General features: G+C 43.8%; 21 protein-coding genes. 18 read left to right on the forward strand and 3 right to left on the reverse strand.

Features of this window, described 5'->3' with window-relative positions; translation table 11 throughout:
* Nucleotides 1-153: 153 nt before the first annotated feature.
* Nucleotides 154-1,125, reverse strand: coding sequence for an AraC family transcriptional regulator (locus I2D69_RS10820; RefSeq protein WP_008395299.1), 972 nt, complete (start codon nt 1,123-1,125; stop codon nt 154-156).
* 180 nt (nt 1,126-1,305) lie between these two features.
* On the opposite strand from I2D69_RS10820, the gene I2D69_RS10825 reads away from it, so the two are divergent.
* Genes I2D69_RS10825 through I2D69_RS10850 form a run of 6 tightly spaced genes read left to right on the forward strand, consistent with a single transcriptional unit; the run spans nt 1,306 to nt 7,956 of the window.
* Nucleotides 1,306-1,914, forward strand: a complete 609-nt coding sequence (locus I2D69_RS10825) for an MptD family putative ECF transporter S component (RefSeq protein ID WP_008395298.1) — start codon at nt 1,306-1,308, stop codon at nt 1,912-1,914.
* A complete protein-coding gene (locus I2D69_RS10830; RefSeq protein WP_117485010.1) occupies nt 1,911-2,636 on the forward strand; it encodes an energy-coupling factor transporter transmembrane component T in 726 nt (241 codons plus the stop codon). The genes I2D69_RS10825 and I2D69_RS10830 overlap by 4 nt, the downstream gene beginning before the upstream one ends.
* The gene (locus I2D69_RS10835) at nt 2,633-4,105 is read left to right on the forward strand and encodes an energy-coupling factor ABC transporter ATP-binding protein (protein ID WP_118711467.1); all 1,473 of its coding nucleotides are present in this window, start codon (nt 2,633-2,635) and stop codon (nt 4,103-4,105) included. Before I2D69_RS10830 ends, I2D69_RS10835 begins: the two co-directional genes overlap by 4 nt.
* A gap of 4 nt (nt 4,106-4,109) precedes the next feature.
* Nucleotides 4,110-5,879, forward strand: a complete 1,770-nt coding sequence (locus I2D69_RS10840; protein ID WP_138304163.1) for an ABC transporter ATP-binding protein — start codon at nt 4,110-4,112, stop codon at nt 5,877-5,879.
* The gene (locus I2D69_RS10845) at nt 5,866-7,575 is read left to right on the forward strand and encodes an ABC transporter ATP-binding protein (RefSeq protein ID WP_117908549.1); all 1,710 of its coding nucleotides are present in this window, start codon (nt 5,866-5,868) and stop codon (nt 7,573-7,575) included. The genes I2D69_RS10840 and I2D69_RS10845 overlap by 14 nt, the downstream gene beginning before the upstream one ends.
* Before the next feature lie 12 nt (nt 7,576-7,587).
* Nucleotides 7,588-7,956, forward strand: coding sequence for a metal-dependent transcriptional regulator (locus I2D69_RS10850; RefSeq protein WP_138304161.1), 369 nt, complete (start codon nt 7,588-7,590; stop codon nt 7,954-7,956).
* A 379-nt stretch (nt 7,957-8,335) separates the two neighbouring features.
* Here I2D69_RS10850 and I2D69_RS10855 read toward each other — a convergent pair whose 3' ends face one another.
* On the reverse strand, nt 8,336-8,536 hold the full coding sequence (locus I2D69_RS10855; protein WP_008395289.1) for a helix-turn-helix transcriptional regulator: 201 nt from the start codon (nt 8,534-8,536) through the stop codon (nt 8,336-8,338).
* Between the two features lie 92 nt (nt 8,537-8,628).
* Nucleotides 8,629-9,363, reverse strand: coding sequence for an XRE family transcriptional regulator (locus tag I2D69_RS10860; RefSeq protein ID WP_055195542.1), 735 nt, complete (start codon nt 9,361-9,363; stop codon nt 8,629-8,631).
* Nucleotides 9,364-9,598: 235 nt separating this feature from the next.
* On the opposite strand from I2D69_RS10860, the gene dinB reads away from it, so the two are divergent.
* The 12 genes from dinB (at nt 9,599) to I2D69_RS10920 (ending at nt 16,279) form a co-directional block, all read left to right on the forward strand.
* Nucleotides 9,599-10,846 carry a DNA polymerase IV gene (gene dinB, locus I2D69_RS10865; protein WP_195379897.1) on the forward strand — a complete coding sequence of 416 codons (1,248 nt, stop codon included), beginning with the start codon at nt 9,599-9,601 and terminating at the stop codon, nt 10,844-10,846.
* Nucleotides 10,847-10,861: 15 nt separating this feature from the next.
* Nucleotides 10,862-11,104, forward strand: coding sequence for a LexA repressor (locus tag I2D69_RS10870; RefSeq protein ID WP_195379898.1), 243 nt, complete (start codon nt 10,862-10,864; stop codon nt 11,102-11,104).
* Nucleotides 11,105-11,109: 5 nt separating this feature from the next.
* Nucleotides 11,110-11,364, forward strand: a complete 255-nt coding sequence (locus tag I2D69_RS10875; RefSeq protein ID WP_004611568.1) for a hypothetical protein — start codon at nt 11,110-11,112, stop codon at nt 11,362-11,364.
* Nucleotides 11,365-11,540: 176 nt separating this feature from the next.
* Entirely contained in the window at nt 11,541-11,744 is a 204-nt protein-coding gene (locus I2D69_RS10880) for a hypothetical protein (protein WP_022172035.1), read from the forward strand.
* A 171-nt stretch (nt 11,745-11,915) separates the two neighbouring features.
* Entirely contained in the window at nt 11,916-12,263 is a 348-nt protein-coding gene (locus I2D69_RS10885) for a helix-turn-helix transcriptional regulator (protein WP_055195535.1), read from the forward strand.
* Between the two features lie 154 nt (nt 12,264-12,417).
* The gene (locus tag I2D69_RS10890) at nt 12,418-12,786 is read left to right on the forward strand and encodes a recombinase family protein (protein WP_195379899.1); all 369 of its coding nucleotides are present in this window, start codon (nt 12,418-12,420) and stop codon (nt 12,784-12,786) included.
* 143 nt (nt 12,787-12,929) lie between these two features.
* Nucleotides 12,930-13,280: a helix-turn-helix transcriptional regulator gene (locus tag I2D69_RS10895; protein WP_022341330.1), complete on the forward strand. Its 351-nt coding sequence runs from the start codon at nt 12,930-12,932 to the stop codon at nt 13,278-13,280.
* A 1-nt stretch (nt 13,281) separates the two neighbouring features.
* Entirely contained in the window at nt 13,282-13,701 is a 420-nt protein-coding gene (locus tag I2D69_RS10900) for a recombinase family protein (protein ID WP_022341331.1), read from the forward strand.
* Complete coding sequence (locus I2D69_RS10905) at nt 13,698-14,063, forward strand: type II toxin-antitoxin system PemK/MazF family toxin (RefSeq protein ID WP_022341332.1); 366 nt, start codon at nt 13,698-13,700, stop codon at nt 14,061-14,063. Before I2D69_RS10900 ends, I2D69_RS10905 begins: the two co-directional genes overlap by 4 nt.
* A complete protein-coding gene (locus I2D69_RS10910; RefSeq protein WP_015522260.1) occupies nt 14,053-14,283 on the forward strand; it encodes an excisionase in 231 nt (76 codons plus the stop codon). The genes I2D69_RS10905 and I2D69_RS10910 overlap by 11 nt, the downstream gene beginning before the upstream one ends.
* A gap of 81 nt (nt 14,284-14,364) precedes the next feature.
* Nucleotides 14,365-15,564 (forward strand): site-specific integrase, encoded by a 1,200-nt coding sequence (locus I2D69_RS10915; RefSeq protein ID WP_195379900.1) that lies wholly within the window; start codon nt 14,365-14,367, stop codon nt 15,562-15,564.
* Nucleotides 15,565-15,796: 232 nt separating this feature from the next.
* On the forward strand, nt 15,797-16,279 hold the full coding sequence (locus tag I2D69_RS10920; protein ID WP_195379901.1) for a low molecular weight protein-tyrosine-phosphatase: 483 nt from the start codon (nt 15,797-15,799) through the stop codon (nt 16,277-16,279).
* Nucleotides 16,280-16,576: the final 297 nt, after the last annotated feature.

Genomic DNA, 16,576 nt, shown 5'->3' on the forward strand with positions numbered 1-16,576 from the left:
TGTGCTTGTTATCAAGCCTTACCTTCTATTTTTCTCTCTACTAATACTACAATTTGGAAAGGGGAAAATGGCTATATCCGTAAAGAAAAGCAGAAAAATGCCACGACTGAAACTCCGTTGTAGAGTGATCTGTCGTGGCATTACATTGTGAATTTATTTTTGCTGAGCCATTTTCCGATATTCAATCGGCAGGAGGCCTGTACTCTTGCGAAATAATTCCGCAAACCGGCTAGAAGTAGAGTAACCGATCATTTCCGCAATCTGTCCCATTGTGAAATCCGTATCGATCAGCAAATGCTCTGCCTGGCTCATGCGGCGCTGTTGAATGTACTCTGTGATCGTGCAGCCTTGCAGCTGCTTAAAAGATGTTTTCAGCTTAGTGGTTCCCATACAGGCGATTTTTGCAAGACGTTCTAATGGAATATCAAAAGCATAGTGGTCATTGAGATAAGCAATCACATTTTTCAGTTGCGCCACATCCTGCTCGGACAAACGTTTCTCTTTACGGGACAGAATTTTTTTCTGTTCTTCCACGACAAGAGATACGGCCTCGGCTACTTTCGCTTCATAGAATAATCCTGCGGCAATCCCATCCCCACGGTAGACCTTTACTTCATGGAGCAATTTAGCCATAGCTGGGAAATCTGTTGTCTGATCGATCTGCCGGAAAGCTGCAAGCGGGCTGATATAATCCCCTGGATATTGCTTTTGGAGATAATCCTCATAGTATGCCGGCATGACTTCGATACCGATGGAACGGATGGGGATTTTTTTGTGGATCAGCGCCTTGTATGGCTTATAACCGCCGATAAAGGCTTTAATACATCCGGCAGACATCCGCCGATAGGGATTTAATTCCTCCCCGGAGATAGATTCATACTGGGTAATGCTTAAGGCTTCTGGCAGGTTAAATTCCATGAAGAAATCTTCGTGAAAATAGAAATCGTGGATTTTAATGTCGTACAGGTCTTTTTTCGCATAGACCCAGTAAAGGCCTTCCCCAAATTCAGGCGATAACCGCCAGCATTGTCCGGCAGAATTGAAGCGGTTATTGCTATCTACCGGGATAAAATGGTTATCTGTTAAAAGCGGCTCATAGTAATCCGCAATAATGCTATTGTTCAAATGACGGCCTCCTTTGAAACGATTGGACGGAGCTTTGCAATGAAAGGACGAAGATGCCCGGAACGTATTGCAGACCGCCCGGAAAGTTAGTATCATATAGACCGTGGTTAGCAGCAACTAATCATAATATAACAGATTTCAGGCGGTAGGTCAACCGTTCTTGAAGCAGGAGGAAAAAATATGAGTAATCAAGTAAATGCAAAGGCAGGATTGTCCGTCAAGGACTTAGTAACAACAGGGATTTTCACCGCACTTTTGTTCGTATTCATCATGGTGGGTGGCGTCTTTTTTGCTACCAACCCGATGCTGACCTTTTTCATGCCCGCCGGGAGTGCTCTGCTTGCCGGGCCGGTTTATCTGCTGATGATCGCAAAAGTACATAAGCGCTGGAGTATCACGATCATGGGCGTTATAATGGCCATCATCTGGTTTGTCACCGGTATGCACTGGGCGTTTGCGCTGGGCTATCTCATTATGGCCGTCGTAGCGGATTTTGTCGCCGGTACAAAGCAGTACAAGAGCAAGAAAATCAACAGCCTGTCCTATATCCTTTTCTCCCTGGGCGGAACAGGGTCGTACCTTGTTTTCTTCGCTGATCCCCAGGGCTGGGCACAGACCATGTTGGGAAATGGAACCGAGCAAAGCTATATCGACACCATGCAGGCGACCGCAAACGCGGGAATCTTTATTGCCATGTTTGCCGCTCTCCTTGTAACAGCTTCTATCAGTGCATTTGTGGGCTGCAAAATGCTGAAGAAGCAGTTTGAAAAAGCAGGTATTACAGCATGATGGGTAACACCGTCCAGAAAGGGCTTTGGCTTGACCCGCGGGCCAAGCTCTTTCTTATTTTAATGTGCGTACTGTGTTCCATGTTCGCACCTTCCCTTTCGTATCAGTTTGCACTTGTCCTGCTGATTGCTGTATTGGGAGTGCTTTGCGGAAAGTGGAAATATTCCATAAAAGGGGTTTGCTTTTATGCCGTGGTCTGTGTACTGACGGTCTGGATCATGGCGGCCATGACGGGGACGCTACGGACCATGTTTGTTGCGTTCCTTGGACTGTACCATAAAGTTTATGCTTGTGGGATGCTGGCAGGGATTGTCCTGTCCACAACGAAAGTCAGCGAGTTTTTATCTGCCATGAACCGCATCCATGCCCCGAAAAAATTTGTCATTACATTTGCGGTCATGCTGCGCTATATTCCAACTATCCAGGAGGACTGGCATTTTGTTAAGGACGCCATGCGGATGCGGGATGTATCGCCCTCCCTGGGCGGATTCCTTTCCCATCCGGGGATGACGGTAGAGTGTATTTATGTGCCGCTGATGATGATGGCCTCCAAAGCAGCGGACGAGCTTTCCATTGCCTCTGTTACTCGCGGGATTGAGAATCCCAATCCCCGGACCTGCCTTGTCCAGATAAAATGCGGGATTGCAGATTGGATGGCGATGTTGATTGCTGTTGCTTTCTTTATTTTTGAATTATGTATGCGGGGAGGTGTGACCGGGTGATTGAATTTGAAAATGTATCATTTTCTTATGAGGGACAGGAGCATGGCGGTCTGCATGGAATCAGCCTGAAAATTGCAGACGGGGAATGTGTCTTGTTCTGTGGCCGTAGCGGGTGTGGAAAAACAACGGTCACAAGGCTGGTAAACGGCCTGATTCCACAATTTTACCAGGGAGAACTTCAAGGGCGTGTGCTGGTGGACGGACAGGAAATCAGCAACCTGCCCATGTATCAGATCGCCGCAAAGGTGGGCTCCGTCTTTCAGAATCCCCGGACGCAGTTTTTCAATGTGGATACGGACAGTGAGATTGCGTTTGGAATTGAAAATGAAGCCAGGCCGGTAAAGGAACTGGAGGAACGGGTAGAACAGACAACAAAAGATTTGCATATTGAAAAGCTACGGAACCGCAATATTTTTGAATTGTCCGGTGGGGAGAAACAGAAAATCGCGTTTGCGTCTGTCTATGCCATGAACCCGGAAATCTATCTGCTGGACGAACCATCCTCGAATCTGGACATGGCTTCTATCCAGGAATTGAAAGAACATCTGCGGCTGATAAAAAGCCAGGGGAAAACCATTTTGATTGCGGAGCACAGACTCTATTATCTGATGGAGCTGGCAGATCGCATTGTTTATCTGGAAGATGGAGAAATAGCAAGGATTTTCACGCCGGAGGAATTTCTCCGGCTGCCCGAAACCGAACGGGAACACATGGGGCTGCGGGCGGTTGATCTGGCAAGGGTGCTCCCTCCGGCCAGTCATCCGCCTGTTTCCTCTCCCACATTAGCACTCCATGATGTTACTCTGCGCTATAAAAAACGGACGATTCTACACCAGATTGCTCTTTCTGCGGCAAAGGGGGAAGTCATTGGGGTGGTCGGTCATAATGGAGCCGGAAAGACCACGTTTTCCCGCGCCCTGTGTGGGCTTCATAAAGACTGTGAAGGCGCGTTCCTTTGGGACGACCAGCCGATGGAACACAAGGCGAGGTTGAAACGCTCTTATATGGTTATGCAGGATGTGAACTATGAATTGTTTGCGGAGAGTGTGGGGGCAGAATGTTCCTTCGGAATCCGAAACCCGGATCAAGATTTAGTAGAGGAAACCATGAAGGAATTGGGGCTTACAGCCTACCGGGAACGCCATCCCAACACGCTTTCCGGTGGACAGAAGCAACGTGTGGCTGTGGCAGTCAGCATGATCTGTGGAAAAGATTTGCTGGTGTTCGATGAACCCACCAGCGGCCTGGACTTTGACAGCATGGCGCAGGTAGCAGGTCTGATAAAACGGTTATCCGAACAGGGGAAAATCATTTTTATTGTCACCCACGATTTTGAATTTGTCTGCCGTACCTGCTCCCGTGTCCTGCATTTTGATGAAGGGGAAATGCCGGATGACATCCCTGTTGTGATGGATTCCCTTCAAAAGCTCCGGGAACTGTTCTCTGTTTCAGAGAGAAAGGAGATGTGAAGTGATGAAACAGAAAAAAGAAAACAGGATTGCACTGCTGCTTCAATGGGCCGGTGAGCAAAAAATCTGGCTGCTGCTGGCAATCCTGCTGGCCATGGCAAGCGGCCTGTGTATCATTGTCCCGTATATCGGGATTTATCGCCTGATTGATGCCGCTTTCCAGCATATCTGCACAAAAGAGCTTGTCGTACAGACGGTAATGATGATCTCCGTTTCTGTGGCCCTGCGCTTTGTTTTATTCGGGTGTTCCGGTGTGGCGGCCCATAAAGGTGCTTACGGTGCTTTGTTCAAGGTGCGCTGCATGGTGGCGGAACATCTGGCAAAAGTCCCCCTTGGTACATTGAATGAGCGGCGGACCGGGGATATTAAAACGGTTCTGAATGAAGATATTGAAAAGCTGGAGTTGTTTTTAGCCCATAACCTTCCAGACCTTGTGTGCTATATGGTAGGGCCGGTAGCAATTTTCATTTATTTGATGACAGTAAATATCCCATTGGCACTGGTTTCCCTGGTGCCGTTGATTTTGGCCGTTGTGGTAATGGGGGTTATGTTTCGGAATACGGACGATTTGATGGACCGGGCGAACCGATCCATTACAACGCTCAATTCCGTTATGATCGAGTATATCAGCGGTATGAAACTGATTAAAGCGTACAACATGGGGAGCAAATCGTTCCAGAAATTTTCCGGTGCGATCCAGGAAGAGAATGCCATGTGGAATGAAACCTCCCGGAGAATGGGGCCTCCTTACGCAACCTTTGTGGTTCTGATCGAATGTGGGATGTTGCTGATGGTTCCCCTGGGCGGGATGTTCTTTCTGAAAGGCTCCCTGGCGGCCAGTGCATTTTTGCTGTTCGTCTATGTCGGCTCCATGTATCTGACGGAGATCCGGCCTTTGCAGGAATTGGGGACAAACTTTGCGAATGTCCTGGGTGCCATTACCAAAACAAAAGAAATATTGGACGTTCCTGTTTATGAAGGCGGAATGGACTTCCCGGAAAACCATGATATTGAGCTTAAGAATGTGCGTTTTTCCTACGATGGGAAAACGGATGTCCTGCAAGGCGTCAACCTCAAGATCAGGGATGGGGAACGCATGGCACTTGTGGGACAGTCCGGCGCGGGCAAGAGTACCGTGATTGAACTGATCTCCCGGTTTTATGATGTGCAGGAGGGGGAGGTGCTGATCGGCGGGATCAACGTGAATGAACTGAACTACGATACCATCCTGAAGAATATTGCCATTGTATTTCAAAAGACATTCCTTACCCGTGACAGTGTACTGGAAAATATCCGCATGGGTTCAGACGCCAGCCTGGAGGAAGTACGGGCTGCCGCCAGGGAGGCGCAGATTGATGACTTCATCATGTCGCTGCCGGATGGTTATGACACAAAGGTAGGCAGCTTCGGCTCCCGTTTCTCCGGTGGGGAAAAACAGCGGATTGCTATTGCAAGGGCGATCTTGAAAAATGCTCCCATCCTGATTCTGGACGAAGCGACAAGCGCCTCTGACCCGGAAAATCAGATGGAAATTGATAAGGCCATTCAGAACCTCTGCAAAGGCAGGACGGTCATTGTGGTAGCGCACAGGCTGAGCGCCTTGAAAATGTGCGACCGTGTGGCGGTGGTAGAGAATCATACGATCACCAGCGTCGGTACCCATGAGGAAGTGCGGAAAGAGAACGCTTATTATCGGAAAGCATGGGAGGACTACGAAACAGCGAGGGGAATTACTTATCAACTGGAAGGAGGCGGGCAGAATGAATCCAAATAACGTATGGAAGAAGAACCGGGAGTTTTATATTGGCGTTGCAGGGACTGTCCTGGAGGGACTGTTCTCTGGTAGCCTGTTTATGCTGCTTTATTCCGTCATGCGGTTTTTATGGGACGGTCAGTTTGATATGAACCGTGTACTGGTCCTGACAGGTGTTATTGCATTTATCTTTCTGCTCCGTATTTTGATATACAGCTATGGCTATACCAAAGCACAGATCGGCGGCGCAAAAGTCAGTAAAAATATCCGCTTGTTTATGGGCGACCATCTCAAGCGTATCCCGCTTTCCCGGTTTACACAAGGGCAGACAGGCGATTATATCAACACCATTACCAGTGATGTAAATAACTATGAAAAAATTCTGACCCATAAGATCGGGGACATTGCAAAGAGCTTTGCCCTGTCGCTGATGTTGATTGTTTTTGTGATGACGATCTACTTTCCAGCCGGGCTGATCCTCCTGATTGCCGACCTGCTTTTGATCCCCGGATTGTGGCTTTCTTTCCGGCAGGTAGCGAAGTATGGCAAAGAGAAGAACGATATTTGTGCAGAGAATGTCAGCAGCATTGTGGAGTATGTATCCGGTATCCAGACTTTCCGGGCCTATGGCGTTGGCGGTCTGAAAAACAAAACCGTGATCCATGCCATGCAGGAGTTTAGCAGGATCAGCTTTGTGTATGAAGCCAAGGTTCTCCCGATAGGTGCGGGATTTGGTATTTTGAGCTGGCTGTCCTGCCCGGTTGTGATCTGGACGGCCTATGGCCCCTGGGCAGCCGGAACTTTAGATACCGTGTCCTATCTTTTGATTTGTATGCTGCCTTTGTTCTGTGCGAAGCTGGCAAATTCCATTTTTGTAGACCTCACCAGCTATAAGAATCTGATGATCTCGAAAAATAAAATCATGGCTGTGATGAAGGAACCGGAAGAAACCGGCAGCATGGAGCCGCTACAGGCAGCCTCCCATGAGATTGTATTTGACCATGTGAACTTTTCTTATGTTCCTGGGGAACCGGTGTTAAAACAGGCTTCCTTTACTGTGCCGGATCAGAAGCTGACCGCCATTGTGGGGGATTCCGGCTCCGGCAAGTCTACCATCCTGAACCTGATTGCAAAATACTATGAAGTATCTGGCGGCACGATTTCCATAGGAGGCAGACCGATCAATCATATAGCTGCGGAACGGGTATTAGACCAGATTTCTATGGTGGACCAGGATGTGTTCCTGTTTGATGATACAGTGCGGGAGAATATCCGCCATGCCCGTCCGGATGCTACGGACGCAGAAATTGAAGTGGCCTGCCGAGAGGCAAACTGTGACGGCTTTATCCGCAAGATGGAGAGGGGTTATGATACGCCGATTGGGGAAAATGGAAATCTCCTGTCCGGCGGCGAACGCCAGCGCCTTTCCATAGCACGTGCCATTTTGAAAAACAGCCCGATCCTGCTGCTTGACGAGGCGACGGCCTCCCTAGACATTGAGAATGAATTGGCGGTAAAGCAGGCGATTGCGAATCTACTGAAAGAGAAAAAAACCGTGGTGATGATCGCACATACCCTATCCATCGTAAAAAATGCCGATCAGATTCTGGTGGTTTCCGATGGTCGGATCACCGAAGCTGGTACACACGAAGAATTGTTAGCAAAGGATGGAAAGTACGCTGCCATGTGGAACGCAGAACAGCAGCTTTCCGCCTAAAAGGAGGCTACGATGAAGATTCATGCGTCCGGGGAGGATTATCTGGAGGCTGTGCTGATACTCCAAAAGAAGCAAGGCATGGTCCGCTCCATTGACCTTGCCCGGTACATGGGCTTTAGCAAACCGAGTATCAGCCATGCGGTAGGCGTTTTGAAAAATGGAGGTTTTCTGACCATGGATGATGATGGGTTCCTTCATCTGACCGTCATAGGTCGGGAGATTGCCGAGAAAATCTATGAACGCCATTTGTTTTTTATGGAGCAGTTTATCGCTGCTGGCGTCGATCAGGAAACAGCGGAACAAGACGCCTGCCGGATTGAACACGCCATCAGTGATACATCTTTCCGAAAGCTGAAGGAGAAAGTACAAGGAACCGATTAGCGCACATCGGCTCCGCTCTGCTCTGCATAATAAGTTATCTGCCCCGTCCGGGGAAAGAAAAAAAACGTTGACTGGGGCAGATAATTTCGTGCGCTCATTTTAGAAATGTGATGCTCTATCGGCGGTTTTGAAAGATCAGGGCGCCGTTTCTTTTGCCCTCAAAGGGAATGACGTGCTGACGCTGGCGGATACGGCGGCTTACTGGAGGGAGCCGCTATGATACAACCTGACCGCAGACAAATTCTGACGATGTTTGCACTATCGTTAAAAAAGTCAGACCGCCCAACAGGAACAGTCTGACGACGATTGCGAAAATCGTCGCTTTTTAAAATTTATGTTGAAAGTAGATAGTAATAGAGCTGGGTATCATGTGCCCAGCTCAATCTTCTACATGGAAGACATCTTCCACCATCATATTAAAGTATTTTGAAATCCGCAGCATAAACTCTGCGGATGGGGTGCTTTCCCCACGTTCTATTCGACCGATGGTTTTGGTACAGTATCCGGTAGCTTCAGCAAGTTCATCCTGGTAGATGCCACGCTGCTCACGGATTTCTTTGATATTGTTGACAACCGCCATAAAAATTCCTTCTTTCAGATTCTGATTTCTTAGTGTTAATTATGCAAGAACATGTGTCCAATAAAAAGGACTTGCATTAATTGGCACTGGTCTTATTTGTAACTCTTAGCAATATCAGCAGGATTACATTTTCCGAGAACCTTACCAAATATATCTAAACGATCATCTTCTCCGACGGGGATAGGTGCATACTTTTCATTAAGCGAGATAAGGAAGATTCCGTCTTTATCGTTTTGCAATTTCTTGATGTAGGCTTCTCCGTTTAGAGCGAAGATGCCGATTTCTCCATTAGCAACAGATTCCTGTTGTAATACCCATGCAATCTGACCATCAGAAAACTCAGGCTCCATACTGTCGCCACTGATACGGACACCAAAAGTAGTATCTTCCGGTAAGATAGATTCATCTATACATACAGTCTCTTTTGGTCCGTCTACAAGGAAGTTACCGGTTCCGGCTGATACAGCATTTTCAAAAATATCAATGCAGCGGAACGGAATAATTTTGGCAGTCTGCTTTTCATATAATCCGGACGCATGGAGAAGATTAATATAATCCATAGCTTTTTCCCTGCCTTCATCAGTAAGTGATGAAAAAGGATCAGCAGGATTTACTCCAAAATATGCTTCATACATATTAGTAATACCAAGGATTCTACACACCTTGTAAAATATCGTTACGCTTGGTTCGGCAAGATTTCGCTCCCAGTTGGATATAGCCTTGTAGGAAATGGTAATGCCTTCCTTTGCCAGTTCATCAGCGAGATCCTGCTGGAGCAAGCCTTTCTTTTTTCTATATAATGAAATGATTTCTCCGATTGAGTACATACATACGCCTCTTTTCTTTCATTTTGTTGATTTCTAATGTCTCTTTTCACTCCATAGTATATAGCAACAGTACCAATTATTCAAGCTAAAAATCCAATATAATGAGAAAAAGGACACATGTGTCCGTTGACAGTCGATTATTCTTGGGGTTATACTATGCACTGTAAGAAACATTACCCATATACTTGGACTAAAGGTTATGGTAATGACAGATTAAATGCAGGAGGTGATGCAGATGGGAGACAGGGTAATACTTCATTCAGATATCAACTGTTGTTATGCTTCGATTGAACATCTGCATCATCCTGAGCTTGCAGGAAAGCCATTGGCAGTAGGCGGCGACCCGGAGGCAAGACATGGGATTGTCTTAACAGCTGACTATATTGCCAAGAAGTACGGTGTGAAAACAGGAATGGCACTCTGGCAGGCAAAGCAGATCTGTCCGGACATAACATTTGTTTCTCCAAGAATGGACTTATATCTTCGCTTCTCAAGGATGGCGCATGAGATATATGCAGAATATACGGACAGACAGGAGCCATATGGGATTGATGAGTGCTGGCTTGATGTAACGGGGAGCAGTTCCCTTAAAGGCGATGGATTGCTTATCGCACAGGAAATCAGCAGGAGAATGAAGTCAGAGCTTGGCATCACAGTGAGTGTTGGTGTTTCTTTCAATAAGATATTTGCAAAGCTGGGTTCTGACTACAAGAAGCCGGATGCTATCACTACTATGTATAAGAGTGAGTTTAAGCAGAAGGCTTGGTCGCTTCCGGTGGCAGATCTTCTATACGTTGGCAAAAGTACGAACAGAAAGCTTGCATTATTTGGTATCAAAACCATAGGTGACCTTGCAAGGGCAGATGAAGATGTGCTTAACAGTCACCTTGGAAAGATGGGCAGTATCTTATGGTCGTTTGCTAATGGCTATGATGATTCACCTGTCAAGCTGGAGAATACCCACGCTCCAATTAAATCGGTGGGAAACAGCACAACGACACCAAAGGATTTAGTATGCGATGAGGATGTAAAGATTGTTCTTTATATTCTGGCTGAGAGTGTTGCAGCAAGACTTCGTGAGAATGGATTCCAGTGCAGAGTGGTTGAGATAAGTGTCAGGGATAATGAGTTATTTTCTTTTACCCGTCAGAAAAAGATTGACCATGCAACGAATATCACCGGAGAGATAGCTGCATACGCTTATCAGATATTTAAGGAAAACTATAACTGGAGCAAGCCAATCCGCAGTGTTGGTGTCCGAGGTGCAGACTTAGTAACAGATAATTATTGGGAACAAATTGATTTGTTCTCAAGTGTGGAGAAGCGTGAAAAGCAGATGAAGATGGATTTGGCGGTGGATGAGATACGCAGAAGATTTGGATTTTACAGTATCCAGAGGGGACTCATGTACCGGGACAGGATTCTGTCGGCAGTCAATGCAAAAGAAGAACACACAGTACATCCACATGGATACTTTGGATAAAGAGGGAGGCGGAACATGAGCGAAGTAGCAAGAATTGATCTGGTAGACAGAGCACCATTGACGGAGAAGCAGCAGAATGTGTATGAAAGCATTATGCAATATCAGCGTGTGAATGGTTATGCTCCTACTATCAGGGAGATATGCAAGATGGTAGGGGTGGCATCGACTTCAAGTGTTTATGCACATCTGAAAATATTAGAGGAAAAAGGCTATATAGCAAGGAAGATGGATGCTTCTAGAGCAATAGCAATCTTGTAAGGAAGGTGATTACATTGAGCAATAAGGTATATGTTGATGTACTTGCAGAGTTTTCAAAGGACGGACTGCTCATTCCCAAAGAGATAACATGGGAAGATGGCAGAAAGTATGAGATTACACGAGTAAAAGACAAGCGCAGAGCAGCCAGTACAAGAGCTGGTGGCGTTGGAGAGCGTTATACCTGCGTGGTAGATGGAAAGGAAATATTCCTTTTCTATGAAGATAACAATATGTGGTTTATGGAAAGAGCCGGAGCCTGATGTGATTGTGTGCTGACAGCACAATTCATATCAGTTGGCTTTAGATCAGCAAAGCTGGGGAATGTGCAGACATTCATCGGAACTCCCGGCAAAAGGCTTGCAAAGGTGATTTCCCTTTCCTTTACGAGTACAGAATTGTAGATTGATGATTTTGTATGAATAAGGAGCGAACTGAATTGAACAAAGGAAATGTTATAGAAATTAGATGTAAAAAATGCAACAAGTTAATGATGGAATACTTTGTATGCGGTGATGATTCCGCTGTAGCACTTCAGAATATTGGAATTAAGTGTGACAGATGCAAGCGAGTGATGATACTCAAGAAGTATTCCGAGGGAATGATGAAGGAACATTCTGAGAATGGGACTTTCAGAATATAACGATTGACAATTAAATTACAGCCCACCTGATAAGGGCACATCGAAAGATGGAAGCACCAGAGACGCAGGGGAAACGAACAGTATTTGTGATACTGGTTTCCTCGTGCGTCTTTTTTGTGTGCTGTTAAGGTAATCCGACTTGTTCGTTTCCAAGGGCGGCAAGGAGGATTTATGAGCAGTAAAGCACAGACAAGAGAAAAGGATTATGAGAGAGGAATACGAATTGCTGATAGAAGAAAGGCGATGGGATTATCACAGGATGAGTTAGCTCATAGAGTAGGTATAGGTAGACAAGCATTATCTGCGATTGAAAATGGTGGAGATTTTAAGACACAGACATTAGATAATCTGGCAATCGTACTTGGTGTATCTGTTGATTTCATAATGTATGGAAAGAATGAAGAAAATTCAGAACTGTTATCTGAGGCAATGGATGTTCTTTCAGATATGGATGAATTGCAGATAAGACAGTGTCTTGCAATGATGAAAGCGATGAAAAGCGTGTCAGTAGAAAAGTAATTGTCGTGTTTACACGACATAATTGTCGCCTTTACACGGTCGGCAATAAAGCAGTAAGAGACTACAATGAACATGTGCTTGAGATACAGCACAGAATTTGAAAGCGGCGTGCACAATGCTTTCTTTAATATTTCAATTAAGGAAGGTAATAGCCATGAAAAAGTATAACGGAAAAGAACTTTACAAAGGACTTTTGTTTATAAAGTCAATGATGAGTATGAATAATGTGAACAGACAGAAAGAACTTGATCAGACATATGCATTAAGAGTGGGAATTGAATGTGAGCAGACTGTTGTAGATGATGGAGCATCTACATCGGTTGACAGACCTCAGATGCGTCAGCTGATGGAAATTCTTGAGACTTCAGATTACAAGATACTTGTTGTAGAAGATATTTATGAGATTACAAGAAATCCGGAAGATTTAAAGGCGATGATGGAACGCATAAATGGTTTGGGTGTGACAATATTTGACCTTGGGACTATGAGTGCGAGGTATAACAATTATGCGATTGAGTGTTAGGAATTTAGGCAGGTATTCCTACATTGTGTTTGCTTCTGAAACAGTGGTATTTGATGACTATGGGAAGCCAGTCATCAAATGCCCAACAGAGGCTGAGGCAGTGGAATACATCAGAAATCGGTTAGATAGTGAGGTTATTCAGGATGATATATGATATTTATGCAGTTGGTAATACTTTGAGAAGTATTAGAAATAAATATGGATATACACAGAACGATATGGCGGAGAGCCTTGATGTAAGTTATATTCATTATTCGCAAATTGAGCAGGGAAGACATCGTATGAGTCTGGAACTTATGCTGAAGATTGTAACAAAGTATGGAGTTGATCCTAATACATTGTTTGGAATTGAAAACAGAGAAAAACGTGAGAATAAAGAGATGTCTGTATTGGAAGATAAATTGCAGATGCTTAAACCGAATGATAGAGAATATGCAATGTCTACATGTTTGATTTTCATTGAAGGCTTAGAGGCAAGAAAGGAAGTGGTTTGAAATGAGGAGAGCAGGAAGAAAGAAAAAGCCACTGACCATACAGCCGATAAAGTGTGTTGTGATGTTGTCTTCTGATGAGGAACATGACTGTATTGCAGCAGAGAAAAAGGAAAATAAGCAGTTGAAACGAATTATGGAATTTGCTGACAATAACAATCTTATTCCTATGAAAGTATTCAGAAGAGGAATTTTTGGACGAAGATTAAGTGATGAGGTGTTTTATAGGGCAATAAGATATATGAGAGCAGGAAAGGCAGATGCACTTATTGTAGCAAATCTCGATGCTATTTCAGACGGAATAGCAGATTCTTATTTAAAAATTGGAGTGGTAAGGGAAGCTGGGTTTAGATTATTTAGTGTAGATGAGAAGGAACCCAAGGTGGACTTGTATATTCCGCCAAAGAGAGGTGATATGCAGTGAAGATAAAGAGAAATATGATTGTGTGGGCTGAATTGAAAAATGGACTCAAGCACATACAAGCTGGAAGGAGACCATGTATTGTAATAAGTTGCGACAAAGCAAACGGAAAATCACCTGTATATACAGTTATACCGGGGACAACTAAGATGAGAAAGGATTATATTCCAGTACATTTTAATATTGAGCCTTCAGAAATTAAAGGATTTTTAAGACACACAACAATGTTTTTACCAGAGCAGCTGGTCACAATAAATGAGGAACAGATAATACAGACCGCTGGGATGATTGTCAGCACAGATGCAATAAAAAAGGTTGATGCGATGTTAGTCAGACAGCTGCAGATTGGAGAATATGATGGATGATGAAAATGAATTAGAGAATCAGAGTATAGATATTCCTATATGGAAGCGATATTTGCTTTCTGTAACTGAAGCGGCACAGTTTTATCACATTGGTGAAAAGAGGCTTAGACAAATTGTAGATATCCATCCAAATGGGGAGTTTTATCTGTTAGTAGGAAACAAAGTTTTATTTAAGAAAGAGCAATTTGAACAATTTCTGGCAGAGTCAACTGCAATTTAAAATGTAAAGTAGTAGAAAAGGGAGCACAAATGTGGTACAATAACCATGCTAGGGCTCTCTTTTTTGAAAGGAGACAAAGCTATGAGTGAGAAAAGACGAGATAATCGCAATAGAATTCTTCACGAAGGAGAGTACCAGAGAGCAGATGGACGTTATCGTTTTAGATATGTGGATATTCATGGAAATGAAGGAAATTTATATAGTTGGCGTTTGGACCATAATGATCCTATACCTAAAGGAAAGAAAATGGAGCTTTCTTTAAGAGAAAAGGAAAAACAGCTGGAACAGGATATGTTTAATGGACTTGTTCCAGGAGGTGGAGGGCTTACAGTTCTTGAATTAGTGGAGAAATATGTGAGCCTTAAAATAGGGGTCAGACAGAGTACTTATGCTGGTTATAAGACGGTAATTAATCTGCTGAAAAAAGATGATTTTGGCAAAAAAAGAATCGACAAAGTGAAATTATCGGATGCGAAAGCCTGGTTGATTAAGCTTCAGAGGGTAGATGGAAAAGGTTATAGTTCAATTCATACTATCCGGGGAGTATTAAGACCGGCATTTCAGATGGCGGAAGAAGATGACTTGATTCGCAAAAATCCATTTGGCTTTGAACTAGTCAATGTGATTGTGAATGATAGTGTGAGAAGAGAAGCTGTCACAAGAAAGCAGGAGCGGGAATTTCTAAGATTCATAAAAGAAGATGCGCATTTCTGCAAGTACTATGATGCAATATTTGTCCTCTTTAACACAGGACTTCGTATATCAGAGTTCTGTGGGCTTACAAAATCAGATTTGGATTTTAAAAACAAAAGAATACGGGTAAATCATCAATTACAGAGAACAAGTCAGATGCAGTATATCATTGAAAAGCCTAAGACAGAAAGCGGCGAGAGATATGTTCCAATGTCTGATGAGGTGGTGGCTTGTTTTAAGAGAATACTTAAGGACAGGGTCAATCCCAAAGTTGAACCGATGGTTGATGGAATGACAGGATTTTTATTCCTTGATAAGAATGATATGCCTATGGTGGCATTACATTGGGAAAAGTATTTCCAGCATATTCGGGAAAAATACAATAGCATATATAAGGTTCAGATGCCGCCAATCACACCGCATGTGTGTCGTCATACGTTTTGTTCTAATATGGCTAAATCGGGAATGAATCCGAAGATGCTTCAGTATATTATGGGACACTCGGATATCAGTGTTACGATGAATACCTATACTCATGTTAAATTTCAGGATGCACAGGAAGATTTTCAAAAAGCAATCAATTCATAATGACCTGATGAAAATGAGAGAAAAATGGCTGAATGCCAGTATTTATCTTAATCCCCAATTTCTTACCTGTCGATTCCCAATGGCAGATTTGCCTTTGGTACAGACTTGAAATTTACCAAAGTTTTTACCAAAATTGATGACAAAAATATGCAAAGATATGCCAAAATATGCCAGAATAAGTGAAAAATGAAGAAAGGTAAAAAGGCTTGAAAAGCCCGAAAATACTGAAAATATGAGAAAAATCAAGATTTTATTTGTTTGCCACGGCAATATCTGCCGCAGCCCAATTTCTGAATTCGTTATGAAGGATATGGTTACGAAACGAGGCATCAAGGCTAAATTTTACATTGCGTCTGCAGCCACCAGTACGGAGGAAATCTGGAATGGAATCGGGAATCCGGTTTATCCGCCGGCAAAGCGGGAATTGGCAAAGCATGGGATTTCCTGCGAGGGGAAAAGAGCGGTACAGATCACCAAAGCAGATTATGGAAAATATGATTATATTCTGGGAATGGAAGAGAGAAACATTCGGAATATCTTGCGAATTGTAGGAAAGGATCCGGAAGGGAAAGTGAAGCTCTTACTGGATTATTCAGATAATCCCAGAGATATTGCTGATCCGTGGTATACGGGGGATTTTGAATCTACTTATAGAGATGTAGTAGAAGGCTGCGAAGGATTTCTTGCGTATCTGGAGAAAAATGAGAAGATATAGGTTGGAAGAGTATACGCAATATGATAAACGTAATGATGAAATAAAAATAGTAAAAACAAAAAAACAATGCAAAAATGTGCGTTTTGAACATTTTCTATTCCCTATTCTAGTGACAATTTATTCAACAGGACTACAATAACCTCAATCTAAGAATTTCGCAATGACGCTCTAATGCAATAAAAATATCATTAGAAAACACGTCTCATAAAATGTCAGAGGCGTGTTTTCTATATGATAAAACTTTAACAAAAATACAAAAAAACGGAAAATTGTGTTGATTTTATCCCTCAGATATGT

Origin of the sequence: Ruminococcus sp. D54t1_190329_F1 (genome assembly GCF_015551645.1) — a bacterium.
GTDB classification, from domain to species: Bacteria; Bacillota; Clostridia; order Lachnospirales; family Lachnospiraceae; genus Blautia_A; species Blautia_A faecis.

Excerpts from the sequence above, each read along its gene's own strand:
- I2D69_RS10825 (WP_008395298.1), top strand. The coding sequence starts at position 1,306 with ATGAGTAATCAAGTAAATGCAAAGGCAGGATTGTCCGTCAAGGACTTA.
- I2D69_RS10830 (WP_117485010.1), top strand. The coding sequence starts at position 1,911 with ATGATGGGTAACACCGTCCAGAAAGGGCTTTGGCTTGACCCGCGGGCC.
- I2D69_RS10840 (WP_138304163.1), top strand. The coding sequence starts at position 4,110 with ATGAAACAGAAAAAAGAAAACAGGATTGCACTGCTGCTTCAATGGGCC.
- I2D69_RS10845 (WP_117908549.1), top strand. The coding sequence starts at position 5,866 with ATGAATCCAAATAACGTATGGAAGAAGAACCGGGAGTTTTATATTGGC.
- I2D69_RS10850 (WP_138304161.1), top strand. The coding sequence starts at position 7,588 with ATGAAGATTCATGCGTCCGGGGAGGATTATCTGGAGGCTGTGCTGATA.
- I2D69_RS10855 (WP_008395289.1), bottom strand. The coding sequence starts at position 8,536 with ATGGCGGTTGTCAACAATATCAAAGAAATCCGTGAGCAGCGTGGCATC.
- I2D69_RS10860 (WP_055195542.1), bottom strand. The coding sequence starts at position 9,363 with ATGTACTCAATCGGAGAAATCATTTCATTATATAGAAAAAAGAAAGGC.
- dinB (WP_195379897.1), top strand. The coding sequence starts at position 9,599 with ATGGGAGACAGGGTAATACTTCATTCAGATATCAACTGTTGTTATGCT.
- I2D69_RS10870 (WP_195379898.1), top strand. The coding sequence starts at position 10,862 with ATGAGCGAAGTAGCAAGAATTGATCTGGTAGACAGAGCACCATTGACG.
- I2D69_RS10885 (WP_055195535.1), top strand. The coding sequence starts at position 11,916 with ATGAGCAGTAAAGCACAGACAAGAGAAAAGGATTATGAGAGAGGAATA.
- I2D69_RS10890 (WP_195379899.1), top strand. The coding sequence starts at position 12,418 with ATGAAAAAGTATAACGGAAAAGAACTTTACAAAGGACTTTTGTTTATA.
- I2D69_RS10895 (WP_022341330.1), top strand. The coding sequence starts at position 12,930 with ATGATATATGATATTTATGCAGTTGGTAATACTTTGAGAAGTATTAGA.
- I2D69_RS10900 (WP_022341331.1), top strand. The coding sequence starts at position 13,282 with ATGAGGAGAGCAGGAAGAAAGAAAAAGCCACTGACCATACAGCCGATA.
- I2D69_RS10910 (WP_015522260.1), top strand. The coding sequence starts at position 14,053 with ATGATGGATGATGAAAATGAATTAGAGAATCAGAGTATAGATATTCCT.
- I2D69_RS10915 (WP_195379900.1), top strand. The coding sequence starts at position 14,365 with ATGAGTGAGAAAAGACGAGATAATCGCAATAGAATTCTTCACGAAGGA.
- I2D69_RS10920 (WP_195379901.1), top strand. The coding sequence starts at position 15,797 with ATGAGAAAAATCAAGATTTTATTTGTTTGCCACGGCAATATCTGCCGC.